This is a genomic window from Nitrospinaceae bacterium, assembly GCA_018669005.1.
Lineage (GTDB): Bacteria > UBA8248 > UBA8248 > UBA8248 > UBA8248 > UBA8248.
In genome coordinates this window covers 13,437-30,911 of the sequence record JABJAL010000086.1, presented here as the reverse complement: position 1 = coordinate 30,911, position 17,475 = coordinate 13,437, and the positions used below count along the sequence as shown (strand labels likewise).

The 17,475-nt window shown below is 44.3% G+C and carries 16 protein-coding genes; 8 read left to right on the top strand and 8 right to left on the bottom strand.

From position 1 onward, the window contains the following. Positions 1-50 precede the first annotated feature (50 nt). The 3 genes from HOJ95_13705 to HOJ95_13695 form a co-directional block, all read right to left on the bottom strand. The gene (locus tag HOJ95_13705) at positions 51-1,076 is read right to left on the bottom strand and encodes a polysaccharide biosynthesis protein (protein ID MBT6395753.1); all 1,026 of its coding nucleotides are present in this window, start codon (positions 1,074-1,076) and stop codon (positions 51-53) included. A 10-nt stretch (positions 1,077-1,086) separates the two neighbouring features. Then, positions 1,087-1,956, bottom strand: coding sequence for an SDR family oxidoreductase (locus HOJ95_13700; protein ID MBT6395752.1), 870 nt, complete (start codon positions 1,954-1,956; stop codon positions 1,087-1,089). 454 nt (positions 1,957-2,410) lie between these two features. After that, positions 2,411-3,109 carry a methyltransferase domain-containing protein gene (locus HOJ95_13695; protein ID MBT6395751.1) on the bottom strand — a complete coding sequence of 233 codons (699 nt, stop codon included), beginning with the start codon at positions 3,107-3,109 and terminating at the stop codon, positions 2,411-2,413. A gap of 741 nt (positions 3,110-3,850) precedes the next feature. Between HOJ95_13695 and HOJ95_13690 the strand changes: the two genes are divergently transcribed. The 8 genes from HOJ95_13690 (at position 3,851) to HOJ95_13655 (ending at position 12,520) form a co-directional block, all read left to right on the top strand. Next, on the top strand, positions 3,851-4,462 hold the full coding sequence (locus HOJ95_13690) for a methionyl-tRNA formyltransferase (GenBank protein ID MBT6395750.1): 612 nt from the start codon (positions 3,851-3,853) through the stop codon (positions 4,460-4,462). 2 nt (positions 4,463-4,464) lie between these two features. After that, the gene (locus HOJ95_13685; GenBank protein MBT6395749.1) at positions 4,465-5,124 is read left to right on the top strand and encodes a hypothetical protein; all 660 of its coding nucleotides are present in this window, start codon (positions 4,465-4,467) and stop codon (positions 5,122-5,124) included. 2 nt (positions 5,125-5,126) lie between these two features. Further along, positions 5,127-6,068, top strand: a complete 942-nt coding sequence (locus tag HOJ95_13680) for a glycosyltransferase family 2 protein (GenBank protein MBT6395748.1) — start codon at positions 5,127-5,129, stop codon at positions 6,066-6,068. 246 nt (positions 6,069-6,314) lie between these two features. Then, positions 6,315-7,829: a hypothetical protein gene (locus HOJ95_13675; GenBank protein ID MBT6395747.1), complete on the top strand. Its 1,515-nt coding sequence runs from the start codon at positions 6,315-6,317 to the stop codon at positions 7,827-7,829. After that, positions 7,829-8,968 (top strand): glycosyltransferase family 4 protein, encoded by a 1,140-nt coding sequence (locus HOJ95_13670; protein MBT6395746.1) that lies wholly within the window; start codon positions 7,829-7,831, stop codon positions 8,966-8,968. The genes HOJ95_13675 and HOJ95_13670 overlap by 1 nt, the downstream gene beginning before the upstream one ends. A gap of 63 nt (positions 8,969-9,031) precedes the next feature. Beyond that, positions 9,032-10,141, top strand: coding sequence for an SGNH/GDSL hydrolase family protein (locus HOJ95_13665; protein ID MBT6395745.1), 1,110 nt, complete (start codon positions 9,032-9,034; stop codon positions 10,139-10,141). A gap of 85 nt (positions 10,142-10,226) precedes the next feature. Continuing rightward, positions 10,227-11,183: a class I SAM-dependent methyltransferase gene (locus HOJ95_13660; protein MBT6395744.1), complete on the top strand. Its 957-nt coding sequence runs from the start codon at positions 10,227-10,229 to the stop codon at positions 11,181-11,183. Further along, entirely contained in the window at positions 11,180-12,520 is a 1,341-nt protein-coding gene (locus tag HOJ95_13655; GenBank protein ID MBT6395743.1) for an SGNH/GDSL hydrolase family protein, read from the top strand. Before HOJ95_13660 ends, HOJ95_13655 begins: the two co-directional genes overlap by 4 nt. A 57-nt stretch (positions 12,521-12,577) precedes the next feature. On the opposite strand, the gene HOJ95_13650 is transcribed toward HOJ95_13655, so the two are convergent. The 5 genes from HOJ95_13650 to HOJ95_13630 form a co-directional block, all read right to left on the bottom strand. Beyond that, positions 12,578-13,615, bottom strand: a complete 1,038-nt coding sequence (locus tag HOJ95_13650; GenBank protein ID MBT6395742.1) for a Gfo/Idh/MocA family oxidoreductase — start codon at positions 13,613-13,615, stop codon at positions 12,578-12,580. Beyond that, positions 13,612-14,421 (bottom strand): DUF362 domain-containing protein, encoded by an 810-nt coding sequence (locus tag HOJ95_13645; protein MBT6395741.1) that lies wholly within the window; start codon positions 14,419-14,421, stop codon positions 13,612-13,614. Before HOJ95_13645 ends, HOJ95_13650 begins: the two co-directional genes overlap by 4 nt. Positions 14,422-14,489: 68 nt before the next feature. Further along, on the bottom strand, positions 14,490-15,263 hold the full coding sequence (locus HOJ95_13640; GenBank protein ID MBT6395740.1) for an FkbM family methyltransferase: 774 nt from the start codon (positions 15,261-15,263) through the stop codon (positions 14,490-14,492). Between the two features lie 235 nt (positions 15,264-15,498). Continuing rightward, entirely contained in the window at positions 15,499-16,674 is a 1,176-nt protein-coding gene (locus tag HOJ95_13635; GenBank protein ID MBT6395739.1) for a glycosyltransferase, read from the bottom strand. Between the two features lie 216 nt (positions 16,675-16,890). Next, positions 16,891-17,439 carry an FkbM family methyltransferase gene (locus HOJ95_13630; protein ID MBT6395738.1) on the bottom strand — a complete coding sequence of 183 codons (549 nt, stop codon included), beginning with the start codon at positions 17,437-17,439 and terminating at the stop codon, positions 16,891-16,893. Between the last annotated feature and the right edge of the window lie 36 nt (positions 17,440-17,475).

Below are 17,475 nucleotides of genomic sequence, written 5' to 3'. Positions count from 1 at the left end.
CAAAAGAAAAAATCGGGATGCATTCCAAATCTTATCCGGTGCAGAATAAATCATCGGGGGATGAAATCGCTCAACAGCTCTTTCAATTCCGGTTTTCCGACGATCGTATCCTTTGAAGAATATTCCCCGGCCAGTTGGCTTGGGCCTGCCAAGCCCTCGGATACTTCAGGAAGAATCGATTGAACCACATAGTATTTTTCTTTTTCTATGGTACGGTAGCATTCCTCTTCAGAAACAAGTATCTCGTGAATTTTTTCCCCTGGCCGAATCCCCGTGAATTCAATTGGTATATCTTTACCGTTAATTAAAACTTCCGCGAGATCCGTTACCTTGTACGAGGTAATCTTGGGCACGTAGATGTCCCCCCGGTTCGCGCCGGAGATGGCATCCACAACGGTCTCAACCGCCCTGTCCAGGGTGATGAGGAACCTGGTCATGTCGTCAGTCGTGATTGTTACTGGTCCTCCTGATTTGATTTGATTTAAAAATAGCGGGATGACGGAGCCTCTTGATGCAATAACGTTTCCATAGCGAACACACATAAAGCGCGTATCTTTACTCATTAAGCACGCATTGATGATAAACCTCTCCATGAGTGCTTTCGTCATGCCCATGACGTTGATGGGCTTGCATGCCTTGTCCGTGGAGACACCTACAACGGCTTCAATCGGCAAATTATTTTCATTCACTGCACGGACAAGATTCATAACACCTTCCACGTTTGTCCGTACCGCCTCACCAGGAAAATATTCACAAGTGGGGACCTGCTTTAAGGCCGCAGCGTTAATAACGATATCGACGTTTTGTACGGCATTGAGAACGGATTCGTAATCCCGGATATCGCCGATTCTGAATTTTAAAATGTTTTTAAAATTTTCATAGATAATTTCTTCTGTTGCAGCTTCTTTTTCCATGTATGACATACGCATTTCATGCTGTTTAGCTTCGTCCCTGGAAAACACAGTGACTTCCTTGGGATTTCCCCAGCGGTTACTGAGAAGATTTCTGACCATGGCTTTTCCGAAAGAACCGGTTCCGCCTGTGACCAATATTCGTTTGCCGTTAAATAGTGCCATCACTTTTTCCTTATTCTTCGTATGGAGCCGAATCCATTGCCATTTCTGTGATGATATCCGACCATAAGGGAATAATTATACCCGTTTTTTGTCGAAATTTCGTGCTGTCCAGACTTCTGTCGATTTGGAATTCGCCTGCCGACTTTATTTCGGTTTTTAATCCGTAAGACTTCCGGATCTGGCATAAGAGGTCATATTTGCTGATCCTTTCGGTGGATACATGATACAGCCCCGATAAGTTGGGGTGGTTTTCGAGCAGCTCGCCAATAATATTTGAGAGTGCTAGTGTGGAAAACCCGGAAAAGAAAGCATTGGTATAGCCCTGAACTGATCCGTTCCGATTGCTCAAGAACCATTCGAGCAGTCCGGTGAATGATGTTAGTTCCCGCCCGATAATGGAAGTGCGGATAGTCAGGCAGCGGTCTGTATCAACCTCTCCCAGGTATTTTGTCCTGCCATAAAGTGATCTGGAATCTGAGAAGTCGGTTTCTGTATACATCCCCTTTGCACCCGAAAATACACAGTCCGTACTGATGTGGATCAAGCGCGTACCCGAATTGCGACAAAGTGCGGCCAGTTGGTGCACAAACATTGAATTAACGCCGATACAGGCAATGGGATTCTTGGACGTCTCATTTTGAGGAATGATTCCAATGCAATTTATGACAGCGTCCGGCGCGGACAAATGAAATGCATTCTCTAGCGAGCTTAATTCGGTCGCATCCACTCCTGCGATAATTCTGTCGGGAGGAAGAAATTTGTCGCTCACCAGACTGGTATCTTCGCCTCGAACCGTTCCCCATACTTCGAAACTATCCCCCAGAACTTGCCCAACCTTATGCCCTAACATCCCATTACATCCTAATACGAGCACTCTCAACGGCATGGCGGAAATGTCTCCGGATGTGTTGTGCATCATTGTTGACGAAATACAGGGAAAGCATCAGGTAATAATAACATATTCCTTAATTCACTTCATGAATTTAATGGCAAAATTTTTGGCCCAGCGAATGATTGGTGTGAAATGGTAACTTCGATATTCATGGCAATCACTCAAAGTGCCGATGATGATAAGGTACTCGCCAATCACCCGAAGAGGAAAGAAAGCCCGAATCGAAGGTGAACTTCGGACTCCAGAAATCATTCATGATGGAGCGGTGGAAAGCAGACCAAAGGACTTCATTTTGGCTGCCAGCATCTCCAGGCATCTGATGTCTTCTCGCCTAGGCATTTTTTGTGGTTCAGTCCTGTAGACGTCTAACTTAGGATAACATAGATTTTTTATGGGGGGGAACTTGCGGGTAAAGTGGAATTGCGAAAAAATTGTGTAGCTCTTACTTCTTAGCCTCTACGTATAGGTTGGTTGGATTTCGGGAAGGATTTTCACTGTCAATTCGAAGCTCCGGATACTTGCTTCCCATGTGAGTAGATTCTTCTACCTTTTGAAAGCCAACTTCAATCAATCTGATTTTTAAAGTTTCGAAATCGTAGATAAATTTATGCAAAACGCCAACAAAAACAATATTCAGTCCTTCGGCGATAGTTTTACAGCCGGGGGCAACATTTTGAAGAAAATTTAAATCCTTTCGCAAATATGCGTCTGCGTACTTTGAACAATCTGGAACGATAATTCGAAGTACGCCATCGGATTTGAGTACACGATGGAGTTCTTTTAATGTTCGCTCTAGGCTTTCCATGTCGATATGCTCAATGACATGCTCTGTAAATATATACTGGCATGTATTGTCACGCAGGGGAAGCGGTTGTCTTAAATCTTGAATATGCTCCACTCCCGGCCTGGGGTCGCCGTCAATGTTGAGCCATCCTGGGAGATTTCTCCCCCCGCATCCGAAATGGAGACATACATCGTCAAGGGAGAGAAGTGATCTACGGCGAATAATAAAAGAAGGGTCGATACGGTTTCGGATTCGAATAATTAATAGGCGTAACTCGAAATATGCCAATTGCATTGGCTCGAGTGGAGTACCTGTAAACTTTAAAACTTTCTTAATCCCTCGCATCAAAATTTTCATTGTGCGTAATGATGTTTCTTTGTGGTGCAAGCTGAAGAAGAAAATTCTAAAAGTATCATTAGCGTGTTGATGACCCCTGAAATTAAATTTTCGCCGGAGTAAGTATTTCGTGAGTAGCGTATAGGTTTTAACTAAAGCGTAAAGAACAAAACTCATTGTTTACATTTAGTTTATTCTATATGATTGAGATCTAATTTTCAATACGATGTGTTTTTCCGTTTGAATATGTTTGAATATGTTTGGATATGGGGAAATGAGAAGTAGGAACAGACGGGGTGATTGTTTCTGATGGGAAATAATCTCCTCTCTGGATTCCACAAAGATGGCTTGAATGTGACTAACAAACATCTGCTATCTCGGTGAAACGGGATCCGGTGCTAATTTTTTGCATGTGACTGAAAGAGCCCCAGTTGGGATTGGCGAGAGGTAGCCGGATAATTTTTTTTAGTCTTGCATGCATTGTCTATGTTTTGACCGTTCCCAATGAGCGGAAATTAAATTGGAGGTGGGGGAAAACCATTCTAAAAGTTACGATTTTAATAATAGAGTGATTTGAATTGATCTATTGGCAATTTACTCATTAGAGTAGGAGAAATTTACAGATGTGGAGCAAGCGGGAACATCATCCACGGGAAAGTAAATTGGAAATTATCACGTAAAGGTTATGTCATGTCTCTACGGTTTATCTGGTGTTCGCGCCGCCCATGGAATATCCGGACATATAATGAATGTGCCGGAAAATTGCCGGGCGAATGGCGTCTGATTGAATCTCCTAGTGACCTGACGGAGGAATCAATCCAGGAATGGAAACCCGAGAAAATATTTTTTCTGGATTGGTCTTGGAAGGTGCCGACCGGGATAACTGAAACAGTTGAATGCATCGCTTTTCATCCGACAGATCTTCCCTACGGGCGGGGTGGTTCGCCGTACCAGAATCTGATAATGAATCGGATGAATAAATCCGTACTCAGTGCGTTTCGGTTAACAGATGAAATTGATGCCGGGCCGGTTTATCTGAAAAAAAGCATCAAATTGGATGGCCGAGCCGAGGAAATTATGGAAACAGCGGGGCGGACAGCACTGGAGATGATTCAGGAGATTCTCCAAGGGGAAATAGTTCCGCTTCCTCAGAGCGGAGAAGTTGTCAGTTTTAAGCGAAGAAAAGGAAGCGACAATCAAATTCCTGAAGATCTAAAGGACATGCGGTCCCTGTACGACTTTCTGAGAATGCTGGATGCTCCCACTTATCCGAATGGATATCTTGATATTGGTATATTTCGAATTCTTTTCGAGCAGGTTTCATTGGAAGATGGAAAGATTGAAGCTAGGGCAAAAATAATTGAAAGGCCTTGAATATGTCGGAATTTCTTTTGATCTCCCCGCATCTTGACGATGAGGTTCTGGGCTGTGGCGGCATCCTGGACGAAAGATTTCATGTTCATTATTGCGGGGTGGATGAATTTCATATTATCGACCGTGAAAAGCGCCTGAAAGAAGCTGCGGCGGTTGCGGATAATTTTGGTTTTACGTATTCGGTCAACCTGGAGAATAAAGTCAACGACTACCGCATTTTCGATTTGATCGGCGAGTTGGAAGAAGTCATAAATGAGCACAAGCCGGTTACATTCTTTTTGCCGTACCCGAGTTACAACCAGGATCATCGCACCATTCTCGATGCAGCGATGGTGGCCTTAAGGCCCCATGACATCAATCATTTTGTGAGAAATGTACTTTTGTATGAGGAGATTCAGGTAAGCGTTTGGCCCTACCGGGAAGATATCCTTCACGGGCAAACTTATAATCCGAATTGTTATTTCCCTATCGATATCGACAGAAAAATTAAGGGGTATCATCTGCATGCCTCACAGGTGAGAGCGATGCGGTCGCCTGAAATGTTAACGGCATTATCCAAATGGAGAGGTGTGCAGAGTGGCTTCGACTACGCGGAGGGATATATGGCCATTAAACTTTGCCAACCAACGCATTTGGTTCTCGGAAAGGATAGTCAAGCATAGGGATGATGAATCATATACCCTTGGCACCTCCCGTCCCCTCGTCCAAAGTTGCCAGGCCCGCCGTATCCGTTATCATCCCGACCTATAAACGCCCCCACCTTGTCGGTTTTGCAGTTCAGTCCATACTCTCCCAGGACATGACGGATTTTGAAGTGCTCGTCATGGATGACTGTCCGGAGGAACCGGCGGAAGCCGCCGTTCGGGAAATTGGCGATTCCAGGGTCCGGTATTTAAAAAATCCTCAAAATTTAGGCATATCAGGGAATTTAAACAGGGGCATTTATGAGTCCCGGGGGGAGGCCGTATTTATCCTTCACGACAGCGATCTGGCAAAACCGACGATGGTCGGGGAAATGTACGGGTTGATTCAGGAAAATCCGTCGACGGCATACGTACATACGGGTTTGGAGTATATCGACGATTACGGTGAGGTTTTTCAGGCGCATGTTGGAAATTACGGGCGTTTGACCCCTGGGGAAATTTGGCTGCGAAGAATGTTGGGCATGCTTGCATCAAACGTTTGCGCCATGACGATGGCACCAAGAGCCATGTATGAAAGTTACGGTCTCCTCGATTCGAATTATGGGGCTTATGCGGACGTGGAGTGGTCCATCCGAATGTGTCTCTACGGAGATGTGGGATACCTGCCGGAGCCGCTGCTTGTTATGAGGGATCGGGAACCCGATCATCCATTAAGAGCGTTTCAGTGGGGTACTTATGATTTACATATTCCAATGAGAAAAAAGTACATCCCCCTGGTACGCAACCCGTTTTGGCGGAATCTTGTGAGGGGTAAACTTCGGTGGGAAATCGAAAGGGCATTAATCATCAATATTCTGTCTTGTCTCAAGCATGAGCAGTATCAAAAATTGCGGGAAGGAAAAAAAGTCCTGGCAAACTATGGAATTTTTGTTCCCAAGGTTGTATCGGCATTTATAAGGTAATGTGATGAATTGCTTTTGGATTTGGGGAAAAACTCATTGGCGTGAAATTGTGAATTTTGATGCCGTATTTGCGATGATTCATTGAATTTCTGGCTGTAGGTGGCAGATTAGAATATTATCTGTAGATTAATGGGAAGGATTGTAAATATCAAAATTGTTGGCAATCCAGATATGTCTGTGGAAACACGGGTCGGATAACTATATCCATGTTTTGGTGAAGGACTGGAAGGGACGCGAGATAGCAGAATGGTTGCAAGATCAAATTCCGTGAACAGTAAGATTCCTCCAATAATATCGCTATTTGTCGTTGGGGCATTTTTTCTCATCATCCTCGGGTTGTTATTCCCGTATATCTTTGTATCTTCGGCGGATTCCATACTTTTCGGCTGGATTTTAATTGTGATGTCGGTTGTGAGTTTTTTACCGATATTTCGACAGCTGATTTTAGGTAAATTTAACTTATTTGCTTTGCCGGTATGGACGACAGTCGAGCAATGGCTACGAATGGGATTTTTGAGCATCTACTATTATGAAAATCCTCAAGGATATAACCAATTAACGCAAATTTTCAGCGCCGATGGGCTCAAGTGGTTCAATTTGGCTGCATTTTACTGGACAGTAAGTATTCCGTTCCTTTGGATAGGATACAGATCTCATCTTGGCCAGTGGTTGGGGCGGGTTCGCCCGCTGCACAGGATCATCAATTACCGGCCTGCTGTGGGCATCCGCTTACCGGCGGTTGCCGGTGTTTATATTATTCTTACATGCATCCGTATCTATCTGGTCGCTACAAAAAAATATGGAATGCTTATTCTTCTCAATGAAAACGAGCAGGCACAGGAAGAATTTCAGGTATTTGCATTCACAGCCCAGTATCTCGAAATAATCGGGTCTCTGGTCGCTGTTGTTTTGTTGGTGCACTATGTGAAATTTCAGAAATACAAAAAAATAATCTTGTTTTTTCTGATCGGGGTTATTTTCACTGAAGTCGGTTTCCGTATTGTGTGGGGCAGCAAGGGATTGATAATTTATTTTTTTATTGCGCTGGCTACTTCGTATTACATGATGACGGGAAGGGTGGTCCGATATTTAGCGCTTGGTTTTCTTATCCTTTTTGCGACGATTCCTCTTAACCTGGCTTATCGGCAGGCTATCAATGATAATAGAGTGGGAGGAAGCGCCATGAACATTCTATCCGGAATAGCTAACCTGGGAGGGGAAATCCTGGGATCCTCGGACAGGGTTACGAGTTCCATTAAATCAGGGATTTATACAGCTGGTGAGTATTCAGCCCAACTTCAGAACTTCGCAGCAATAGTCAAACATTTCGAAGAGGGACGAGAGGAGCATAATTACGGTAAAGAGTGGTTAAAGATACCCGTCATGTTCGTGATCCCGTATTTCATATGGAAAAATAAGCCTGTATATAAATATAATGGTAAATGGATGATGGCTGAAGTATACGGAAAATGGAAAATGAAAACATATTCCATTGCCGTGACAATACAGGGAGAATACTTTATACATTTCGGTGTGTGGGGAATTATGGGGGGGATGTTTTTTCTCGGAGTTGTGCACAGAATATTAATGGAGCGATATTGGAATGTGTCGGATATATATTGCTTGTGTGTATACCAAGCCATTGCCTTGGCGGTTGGCCCTGGAGTCATTCCATCGGGGAGTATTGCGATAATACGGTTGCTGGTTTTATTACATATCATGGGCAAAATCATGCTGATAAGGTCGCCGGAAACTAATTGATGGCAGTCTTGATGCTATTTCCCGAAGTGTATTCCGGGACGGGAGGAATTCAGCAGTTCAATCGAGAGTTCATTGATGCTGTACGGAACTCCTCCTTTCCTGCTCGTGCCGTATCACTAAAAGATCTGAAAAAAGATATCCCCGCCGGGCCAGCCGGGAAGGACGAAATTCTACAGAACAGCTACTGCGCCATATCCCGCTTTCGCATCGTCTGGAAAATTGTTTTTGTCCTGAAAACAATTTTCCAAGCGCTTTCATTTCGCCCGAATATAGTAGTTTGCGGGCACATTCACTTAATCGGGATGTGTCTTTTTTTGAATTATTTTTTTGGTTTTAAATACATCGTAATTATCCATGGAATTGAGGTATGGAAGCCGCTGAGTTTTATTCAGAAAAAATCTATCCGGAACGCCAGCCTCGTTTGCCCAGTCAGCAGGCACTCCAGAATAAAAATCACAGATGCCACGGGCATTCCTGAATCTAAAACCGAGATACTGTTCAATACGGTAGACGGTGAGGTATACCGCCCGGGACCGAAAAAAAAAGAATTGCTGGAACAGTATGGCCTTGAAGGAAAAAAGGTTTTGCTTACGGTGGCGAGGGTTGCACGAACGGAAAAGGACAAAGGGTTCGAGGTGGTTCTTGGTGCCGTTCAATTGCTCTCTTCAGAATTTCCTGAACTTCGGTATCTAATTGTGGGTGACGGAGATTATCTGGCAGAGTTGAAGAGAAAAACGGAAGACCTGGGAATTTTGGAAAGAGTTGTTTTCGCTGGATATGTACCCGACTCTGAACTCCGAAATTTTTATAATTTATGTGATATTTTTGTGATGCCCAGTAAAAAAGAAGGATTCGGAATTGTATTTCTTGAAGCGCTCGCATGCGGAAAGCCGGTTATCGCGGGAGATCGGGACGGATCGCGAGATCCGCTGATGGATGGGAAACTCGGGCAGTTAGTAAACCCTGATGATCCCGAAGAGGTAGCCGATGCCATTCGAAATATAATTGGAGAAACAATCGATAAGAGTAAAGTAGATACGATTTTTTTGAGAAAAGAAGTAATGATTCATTATGGCGAAATTGTTTTTAAAAAAAAAATAAAAACGCTACTCAATAGATATGTGCAGAATAAACAATAGCGAAATATTGAAAAACTTTATTTGTTAATAAGTGTGGATCGCAAGGTAAAAGGATGAGCAGATATGAAGCCGGGAAAAAAAGGTTTGTTGTTATTTGGAGTAAGTTTTGTATCTGTTGTAGTTGTTATTGTCGGCCTGGAAATTGGCACCCGTATTTTGCGCCCGGGTGTGAAATTTGTCCACTATATGAAGCCGAGTAGATTATTTAACCATGGCTATACACCCAATTTTGATGGCAAATATACTGGGCCGGAAGGGTATGAATTCAGGCAAAAGATGAATGCATTTGGGTTAAATCAATACAAGAGAGTGGTGGTTCCAAAGCCGGAAAATATATATAGAGTATTAATTGTAGGGGATTCTTTTATTGCTGGTCTGGGGAACATTACAGTCCCAAATATTATTGGTGATTGGGTTAAATTAAGAGTAGCAGTAGATAACCGGATTGTAGAAATTGTAAACGCAGGGCAATCTAGCTACAGTCCAATTCTCCATATTGCGCGATTTAAACACCAACTTCAGAAATTGGAACCCGATGCAATTATTTTCTTTCCGGATTTAACAGATGTATACGATGATTGGCATAGGTATAGAAAGTATGCGGTGTTCGACAAAAATGGAATGGTAGTTCGAGTTAATCCATCTACTCGTCTATTGAAATATTGGGAGAATATGGAAGAAGCTGGATACAGTTCATGGTATTCATTCTTTGCCAAATATATTTATCGAAGGTTTTTTAGCAAATCGCTGAAACGTCTTGCTGGTAAAAGCGGGGAAGAACGGATTTTTCAGCATGCGCAGGTTGAAAAGGATGCTGTCACAAAAAAAGCAATGACTCAGATTATGTATTCTGTCAGCAATATCAGTAATTATCTTGAACTACTTGAATCCAAACAAATCCACGTTTCAGTTGCCATCTACCCGCATCTTCCTCAGATTACTGGTAAATTTAATAGACTTTACGAACAAGAAATTAGGAAATTATCTTTCCGCAAAAAAATTCCCTTCAAGTCTTTTTTTAAGGAAATTGCAACGGAGATAAATTTAGGGAGAAAATTGTATTTTAAAGGAGACATACACTTCTCAAATATTGGGCTTGGAGTATTAGGTAGATATGTAAAAAAATGGATTGCTAAGGATCCAGTCGCAGCATTGGGGATTAAGTTCAAGTAAAATATATAAGAATAATAACATGCCTCATATGTAACAGTCGTCAGTATCTGTCGCCAAAACTTTCCAGTTAACTATAGGATTGAAAGTGAACATATTTAAAAGTGGGCTAATCGAACACAAGATTTCTTTCGGAAGTATCTTTTCTCGGTATGCTTGGATCAGCAGTATCAAGAATTGGAAGAATCCCAAACTTTTCAGGTTAAATAATGAAATGATCCATTTTTATACTGAAACCGCTTTGGAGCAAAATTATTTTGAAAAATCGGAGCAGGGGAATCTGAATTGGATGGACGGTAATCATCCATTTCAGGAATATATTTCGAAAATGGTCGAACTCGGGAATAGGGTGGTTGAATTCAGTAGCGGCAGTGGATATGCGGCGAAAACTTTTAGAGATGTAGGGGCAAGGTATATCGGGTTCGATTTAAACCGTTCTGCACTGGGTAATACAAAAAAGGCAAATCGGAAAGACAACCTAATTGTCGGGGATGGATACCAAGCACCAATTTCTAGTGATAGTTCCGATTATGTTGTTTCTTTTTATGCGCTTGAACACATGGTTTGGCCTCAACGATATATCGACGAGATGATAAGGGTGCTCAAACCAGGCGGGATTATAGCGCTGGCTTTTCCGGATTATGTAGCAAACTGGAAAAGGCCAATGGGATCCGTTCGAGAGGGAAGAAGTAGTGGAGGAATTCAGGAGAAGATAAAAAAAAACCTATGGATTGATGTGGTTCAATCTTTTATAGAAAGAAAGACTATCAATCGTTATTTAAGGTGGAAGCTGCATCGGAATATATACAGCAAGAGTCAATTTCGATTCTTGATTAACTTGAAGCCAGTGTGTCTTGTGAGTGATTATAGGTCGGACAATGATGCTGTGTATTTTGCAAGTGAAGAAGAGGTTGCCAGATATCTTGAAGGCAAGAATTGCATCATTGAAAAAAGGAGTGGTGGGATTAAGGGAAAGAACGGGGAGAATTTGGATTCTGCCAAATCGGGAAATGGTTTTGTCGTTGCCAGATTGAGAACCGAATGAAAATAACTTTAAAGAATTTAAAAAACAAGGGTGGGTTTTTCGGGCTTAATATTGTTGTCCTGATTTTTTGGTTCGCACTGATCGCCCCAGCCTATTCTCATAAATCCGTCGCACCCCAAGTATTCGATTATTATAGTTATATGTATGTCGGATATCTCCTGTTTATTACGCTGCCGGCTGTTGTCTATGCGTTTATATCGTTATTGACGGGAGAGAGGATTAACAGGAATTTATTCTTCTTGCTTATTGCGGTTTTAGTCGCCGGTGAAATGATTGTCCGCTACAGGACGACAAGTCTCGACCCGCTTAGATACGGCGGGATGAGGGAGTCCAGGCCATATACGGTGTTTGGCGGAGCGCGAAATGCGAAAGTTGACGTAGAAATTCCGCTATCACTTGATGCAAATGGTCGCGTAACATTCAAGAAGGTAAAGATCGTTCTTAATAAATTGGGATTCAGAGGAGAACTTCCTGGAAAGAAAAAAAAGGGGGAGTTCCGGATTATCGTTTTGGGAGGCTCTACAGTATTTCTCGGCACTTCGGTTCGAAAATCCATACCGGGACAAATCGAGAAATTGATTCATGAAAAAGGCTTGTCACATGTGAAGGTATACAACTGGGGGGTGGCGAGTGTTGTCTCCGGACAGGAGTTGTCAACCCTCATTCATACAGCTGTCGATTACCAGCCCGATCTTGTGATTGCTTATGATGGCTTGAATGATATTTTTTCGAAGTATGCCGATTATGATCCTCGCCCCGGATATCCAACCAATTTCATTCCTTATGAAGTCGGCCTCCGACTCATCGCGGGACGATGGACTTTAGAGGAAATGACATTGGCGGTATTCAGGAAGAGCCATATCGTCAGGAAAATATTTTTTGTTCACCTTGGCGGGATGCATACCCATAAGATAAAGCTTCGGAAGGAAGCGGGTTACAGAACCCAGAGATGGGAGGAGGAAATTGCCCGAAAGTATGTCGGGAATCAAACGAAAATGTGCCGGATCGGTTCCGGGTTCGGTTTTAAATTTGCGTCATTCTTGCAGCCGATGATTCAGCAAAAAAAGAATCTTACAAAAAATGAGAGGCCATTTCGCTACGGGAAAAAATACTCGGAATATATTCTGAGAATTTACGAAAAATCCCGCGCCGGGTTTCGTTTGGCGCAAAAGTCGCTAGAAAAAACAAAGTGTATTTTTGCCGATATCAGCGATGTCTATAAAAACGATAAGAGAGATGTGTATTATGACATGGGGCATACTTTTGACTATGCGAAACCCGCCGTTGCAAAAGTCATTGTGTCCCACGTGATGAAAATGATACCGAGAAGTAATTGATTTTGAATGAGTGGAAAATCCCAGTACACCCTCCTGGTGAATTCAGCCAGGAAGCCATTATCGGTATACTTGTTCTCCCAGCAAATCTAAAAAATGCATCGTGAGCATAACGTCTTCAATGGAGACAGGCGACGGCGTCGTGCCGGATTCGATAGAGCGGATGAAATCCTTCAGTAATAGAAGGTGCGGCTGCGCCTTGGCGGGTACGCGGTTCTTGATGAGTTTATCCTTCAGCCTTCCCGATACGAAATCCACCAGGCGTTTTCCCTCGGTAAGCAATTCATCTAAGGGGTTTAGCCTTCCGCAGTATATCCGGTAGGAGTGCGGAAAAAATTTGATGGAGATATCACTGGCGGTGCCAAAAATTTCGAGGGTCGTGAATTTGGTGGAGGAAAACCCTTGAATATCGATAAAGCTGATAGCACCCGAGGTGTGTTCCGCCAGCGCGGAAATTTTTGAGGTCACTCCGAGTTCCGGCTCTTTGGTGAATCTGACATCGCCAACGGATCGAACGGGGCCGCCAAATAAGACCTGAAAGTCCAGTAGATGGATTGCGTGTTCATACAGAAGGGTCCTGTATTTTCGCTCCTCCCATGCCCAGGGCGGAAGAGATACATGAAGCAGTGAGCCGATGTGATGGACGATTTTTGTTTGATACACCTCTCCCAGTAATCCGTCTTCCATCGCCTGAATGGCCCGAAGAATCGGTTCTCGATACCGCCATGTCTGGCCGACGCAAACCTTGACGCCGTATTCTTTGGCGAGCGCTTCAAGTTCGGCTGATTGTTCGTAGTAGAGCGAGAGAGGTTTTTCAATCAGGACATTTTTTCCTGCCAAGATGACTTTTTTCCCGATTTCGTAATGTGTGAATACCGGTGTGGTGACGATCACAAAATCAAGGTCCTGCCCGCCCTCCAGAAACTCATCGACATCGGTGTGGAGGGTTTGAATTCCGCCAATCATTTCCTGTGGGCGGAGCTTGTCGATATCCGTATCGCAAACAGAAACGAGCTGAAGTTCCGGAATGCCACCAATGGCGGGGACATACATGTCCCGAAAGACCCCTCCGCATCCAATTATTCCACACCGGATCATGCGAGCGTCTTTCTGGCGACTTCCATCATGAGAAAATTTGCGGTGCTGAATTTAAATTTGTATTGCGGAAGATCCGCTGTGTTCAAGTCCCCGCATAGGTTGAAATTCATCTGCCCCAGGGATTCTCTTTGAGCGAGCTTGATATGTTTGATCATGGAGGGGCGAAATCCCATCAGGGTGGCGCAAAATGCGTCTGTTGCCACGGGGTCTTTTCCCCCGATGAAAAGACCAACTTTTTTGGGAAAGCCCTGAGCTGGACCGCGGTTTCCCTCGACACAAAGATCAGCGTCTATTACCGAAAAGTGCGGAAAAATCGCCTTGTTGATGTCTACGATCGCTCCGCTCAAATCCCTGTGGTACGGGCGTTTGTCCTTGGGGCGGTAGCAACCGAACAGGTTTTTAAGGCTAGCAGTCATTTTCGTTTTTCCATGGGTCTTCAGTTTCGGGTGGTTGATCAGAAGATCGTATTCCTTCATGAGGGTAGGAACCTCGATTTCAGGAACCGTACCTCCACTGATTGGAACAGAAGCCCACTCGCAATCGGCGAGGCTTATACAATTGGTGTTGTATTTGCGCGCCACCTCGTCCATGCCCAAGAATCCGTACATCATCCGGCAAATCGTATCGCAGGAGTCGCCTTCGAGAAGATCGATTTTCGCATCGGGGTAGTGGTCCCGAAGGACATGGAGCAGAGCCCCAACAACCTGGGGATGGGAGACAGCACCAGTTTCCGGCTTCCTGTAATCGCAAAGGTTTAACTTAATCCCGATGGAATTGGCGGATTTTGGGAAACCGAGAGAGCCCACAAGACGTCTCATACAGTTCAGACGGTCTTCGCCTAATATTTTGTATGCGTATACGTCGCGGCTGGAATTCATAATGATTTTTTTCTGCCTATCAGGTGAGAAGTATCAGCCCATTCCAAATACGTAAACCCGCTGTTGGATAATAGATTTTCAATTTGGCGCGGGACATTATCGCGGCCCAATTTGGCGTGCAAGGAAAAATGAATTTCAAGTAAAATAAAACGGCAATCGGGATGTTTCAGGGTCTGGGTAATACCCTTCAATACATCGTATTCCATTCCCTCTACGTCAATTTTCAAAACATTAGGCGCGGGAAGGGAGTGTTCGTGAATAACCGTATCCCCCGGGGCAACTGAAATAGTTTGTTGGTGGGAGGGAGATTCACCCTCGTCATTTCCTAAAATTCGGTGAACGCCTGAGCCTGCCTCATCTGAAAAATCCATGACTCCCTCGCTCGCGGTTTCGCCGAGCGCCGTTTCCAATACCCTCATATTCTCGATGGCGTTAAGTTTAATGTTTACAAGTAGCCTGGCTCGGGAGTTTTTTTCGGGCTCAAAGGAAATGACTTGTCCCCCGATTCCGACCTTTTTAGCCAGGAATAGGGAATACATGCCGATGTTAGCTCCGATATCGAATACCACATCCCCGCTTCGGGTATTGTCGAGGAGTAGCTGGATGAGTTTTTGCTCGCCCCCGATGTGATTCAGGCGAAAAAGTTCAAAGTGAGATGTGTGGCAAAAATCAAGATAAGTGTCGTTGATGTGAACTCTTTCGGTCCCTTTGGCGGGGCGATTCCGGGATGTCCACTTGAAAGCCGCCAACCGAAATTCTGAAACCAGCATTATCATACGGCCTAAACCCAATAACCGGAGGATATTTCTGAGATGGCTCTTGTAAAGAAGGCTTTTTATATTTTCAATCACGTTATTAGAAACCACTTGTAAGGAAAGTACACTTTAAATCGGCCTCTTAGAATGGGCATATTTCCATCATTGTGGTTTGAGTTCAACGGCAGGGCACCAAAATTCCATTATTGCACTGCCAAGGTATTCCGGCAAGGTAAAAGGGAAGGCGGAACTATTGGGATTCTGAGGAAAGAATCATGTCGTACGACTTGATCAGTTCCCGGGATGATTTTTCCCACGAAAATTCATCTCTTGCCAGTTTTGCCCCTTGTTTTCCCATCTTTTCTCGGAGTTCCTTGTCGCCCAGAAGGGTGAGCAGGGCATCGGAAATCTCTCCGGAATCGCATCCGGTAACCAAGCCTGCGCCGTATTGCTCGACCTGAGGGGCCACCCCGACACGATCGGTGATAAGCACGGGAAGTCCCTTTTCCATGGCCTCGTAGGCGGCAACGCCGAAATTGTCCCCGTATGAGGGGAGAACAAAAATATCGGCAATGGAATAAAGGCCGCTTTTTTCTGCTCCCTCGACGAAACCAGGGAAGATGACTTTGTTTTCCAGTCCGTTCGATTTAAGTAGATTCTGTATATCTTTTTCGTAGCCCTTCTCGGGTTCCCCGGCGATTACCAGGGAAACGTTATTTTCTTTTTTCAGAATTTGCTTGAATGAAGGGAAGAGCAGATCGAGGCCCTTGACTGGGTGAAGCCTGGAGAGGAATAGAATGATTTTATTGCTACGAAGCTCCGGATGGTTTTTATAGAATATTTCGGGGTTGGGCTCGCCGCCACCATTGCTGAAATCCAGGCCGGGCGAAAGAAGGCGCGGCGTTCCGGGGAGTTTTAAAATATGGAACTCATTCAGTTCGGCGTTAGAAGTCAGGTGAATGAAATCCGCATTTTTCAGGATTTTGTTCCCTACCATCAATAAGAATAATTGTTTGACGTAAAGATTCTTCCGGATGTGGTGTGAGTTCAACTGTCCGGCCGGCCTGATTATATAAGGTTTGCCGTACCTCCGGGCCCAGTGGACTGCGGGTATGGTTACATACGAGAAAAATTGATGAATGTGAACGAGATCATAGAGTTGGACATTGTTTTTTAGCCAGGTGTTAAGCTGGAAAGAAAATGCATACTTTTTCAAAAAAGGTGTATGGAAATAGTATGTCCGGACCCCGGATGTCTCCACGGGTTGGTTGAGCGGTACGTTTAGGTTTCCTGAAACGTCCGCGTCGGTCGATATAAGAACCACTTCCACATTTTCATTCTGCAATGATTTGCATATCTCGGGGACAAGAACGGATGGTCCGCCGAGGCGGGGGCTCAAGCCTGAGGTGAGGTGAAGTACGCGCAATCGAGATGTCCTCGGGTGGTCAAAATTATAAATGGGGAGTGAAGTGAGAGCCCCAAACAATGAGTGCTTAGAGAATGTCCTGTAGCACCTTGCTATATTACCGCACTATATCCGAAATTGAATAACAAGGGATGAAGGCTAGCTGTTCGTGGGAAGGGATTGTTTGCCCGTTGATTTTGATGGAATCATCGGAAGGGGCGAGATCCTTTATTTCTCTTATGTGGCGCGGATTTCATCAGTCTCTCCGGGGGCTGTTAATTCCCGGTCTTCCAAGTCGTATAAGGCGTAATTATTCATCTGCAAAAATTGAAAGCATTGGTTTTTTTGATCCTCGCCGTGGAGCGCAAGGAATATAGTTGGGTGGACTTTTTCAATCGTACGTTGAGCGCCCTGGAGAACTTGATTCTCAGCTCCTTCTACATCGATTTTCAAAAAATCGGGCAAGGGAAATTGGTGAATTTCGACAGCATCGTCAAGGCTGATGGTCGGGATCAGCAATGGGGCGTTCTCGGTGGGGATTAAAATGTTCCGGTGTTTTTCGCCTTCCACAGAAAAGCCGGATATGCCGCTTTCCCCGGCGAGGGCAGTATGCACAACCTGTACGTTGGAGAGTTTGTTCATTCGAATATGACGGAGAATGGATATGATGTTTTCCGGAAGTGGTTCAAATGAAAAAATCTTCCCCCGGTGGGCCAGCCGGGAAAAGATACAAGAGTAGTATCCCGCCTGAGCGCCGATATCATACACCGTCATATCCGGTTTCACCCATTTCGCTATGGCCTGGACTTTTTCGGTTTCATA

Bases quoted from the DNA above. Each gene is read 5' to 3' on its own strand.
- HOJ95_13670 (MBT6395746.1), top strand. From the start codon at position 7,829: ATGGCAGTCTTGATGCTATTTCCCGAAGTGTATTCCGGGACGGGAGGA.
- HOJ95_13665 (MBT6395745.1), top strand. From the start codon at position 9,032: ATGAAGCCGGGAAAAAAAGGTTTGTTGTTATTTGGAGTAAGTTTTGTA.
- HOJ95_13650 (MBT6395742.1), bottom strand. From the start codon at position 13,615: ATGATCCGGTGTGGAATAATTGGATGCGGAGGGGTCTTTCGGGACATG.
- HOJ95_13640 (MBT6395740.1), bottom strand. From the start codon at position 15,263: ATGCTGGTTTCAGAATTTCGGTTGGCGGCTTTCAAGTGGACATCCCGG.
- HOJ95_13705 (MBT6395753.1), bottom strand. From the start codon at position 1,076: ATGGCACTATTTAACGGCAAACGAATATTGGTCACAGGCGGAACCGGT.
- HOJ95_13695 (MBT6395751.1), bottom strand. From the start codon at position 3,109: ATGAAAATTTTGATGCGAGGGATTAAGAAAGTTTTAAAGTTTACAGGT.
- HOJ95_13655 (MBT6395743.1), top strand. From the start codon at position 11,180: ATGAAAATAACTTTAAAGAATTTAAAAAACAAGGGTGGGTTTTTCGGG.
- HOJ95_13685 (MBT6395749.1), top strand. From the start codon at position 4,465: ATGTCGGAATTTCTTTTGATCTCCCCGCATCTTGACGATGAGGTTCTG.
- HOJ95_13680 (MBT6395748.1), top strand. From the start codon at position 5,127: ATGATGAATCATATACCCTTGGCACCTCCCGTCCCCTCGTCCAAAGTT.
- HOJ95_13675 (MBT6395747.1), top strand. From the start codon at position 6,315: ATGGTTGCAAGATCAAATTCCGTGAACAGTAAGATTCCTCCAATAATA.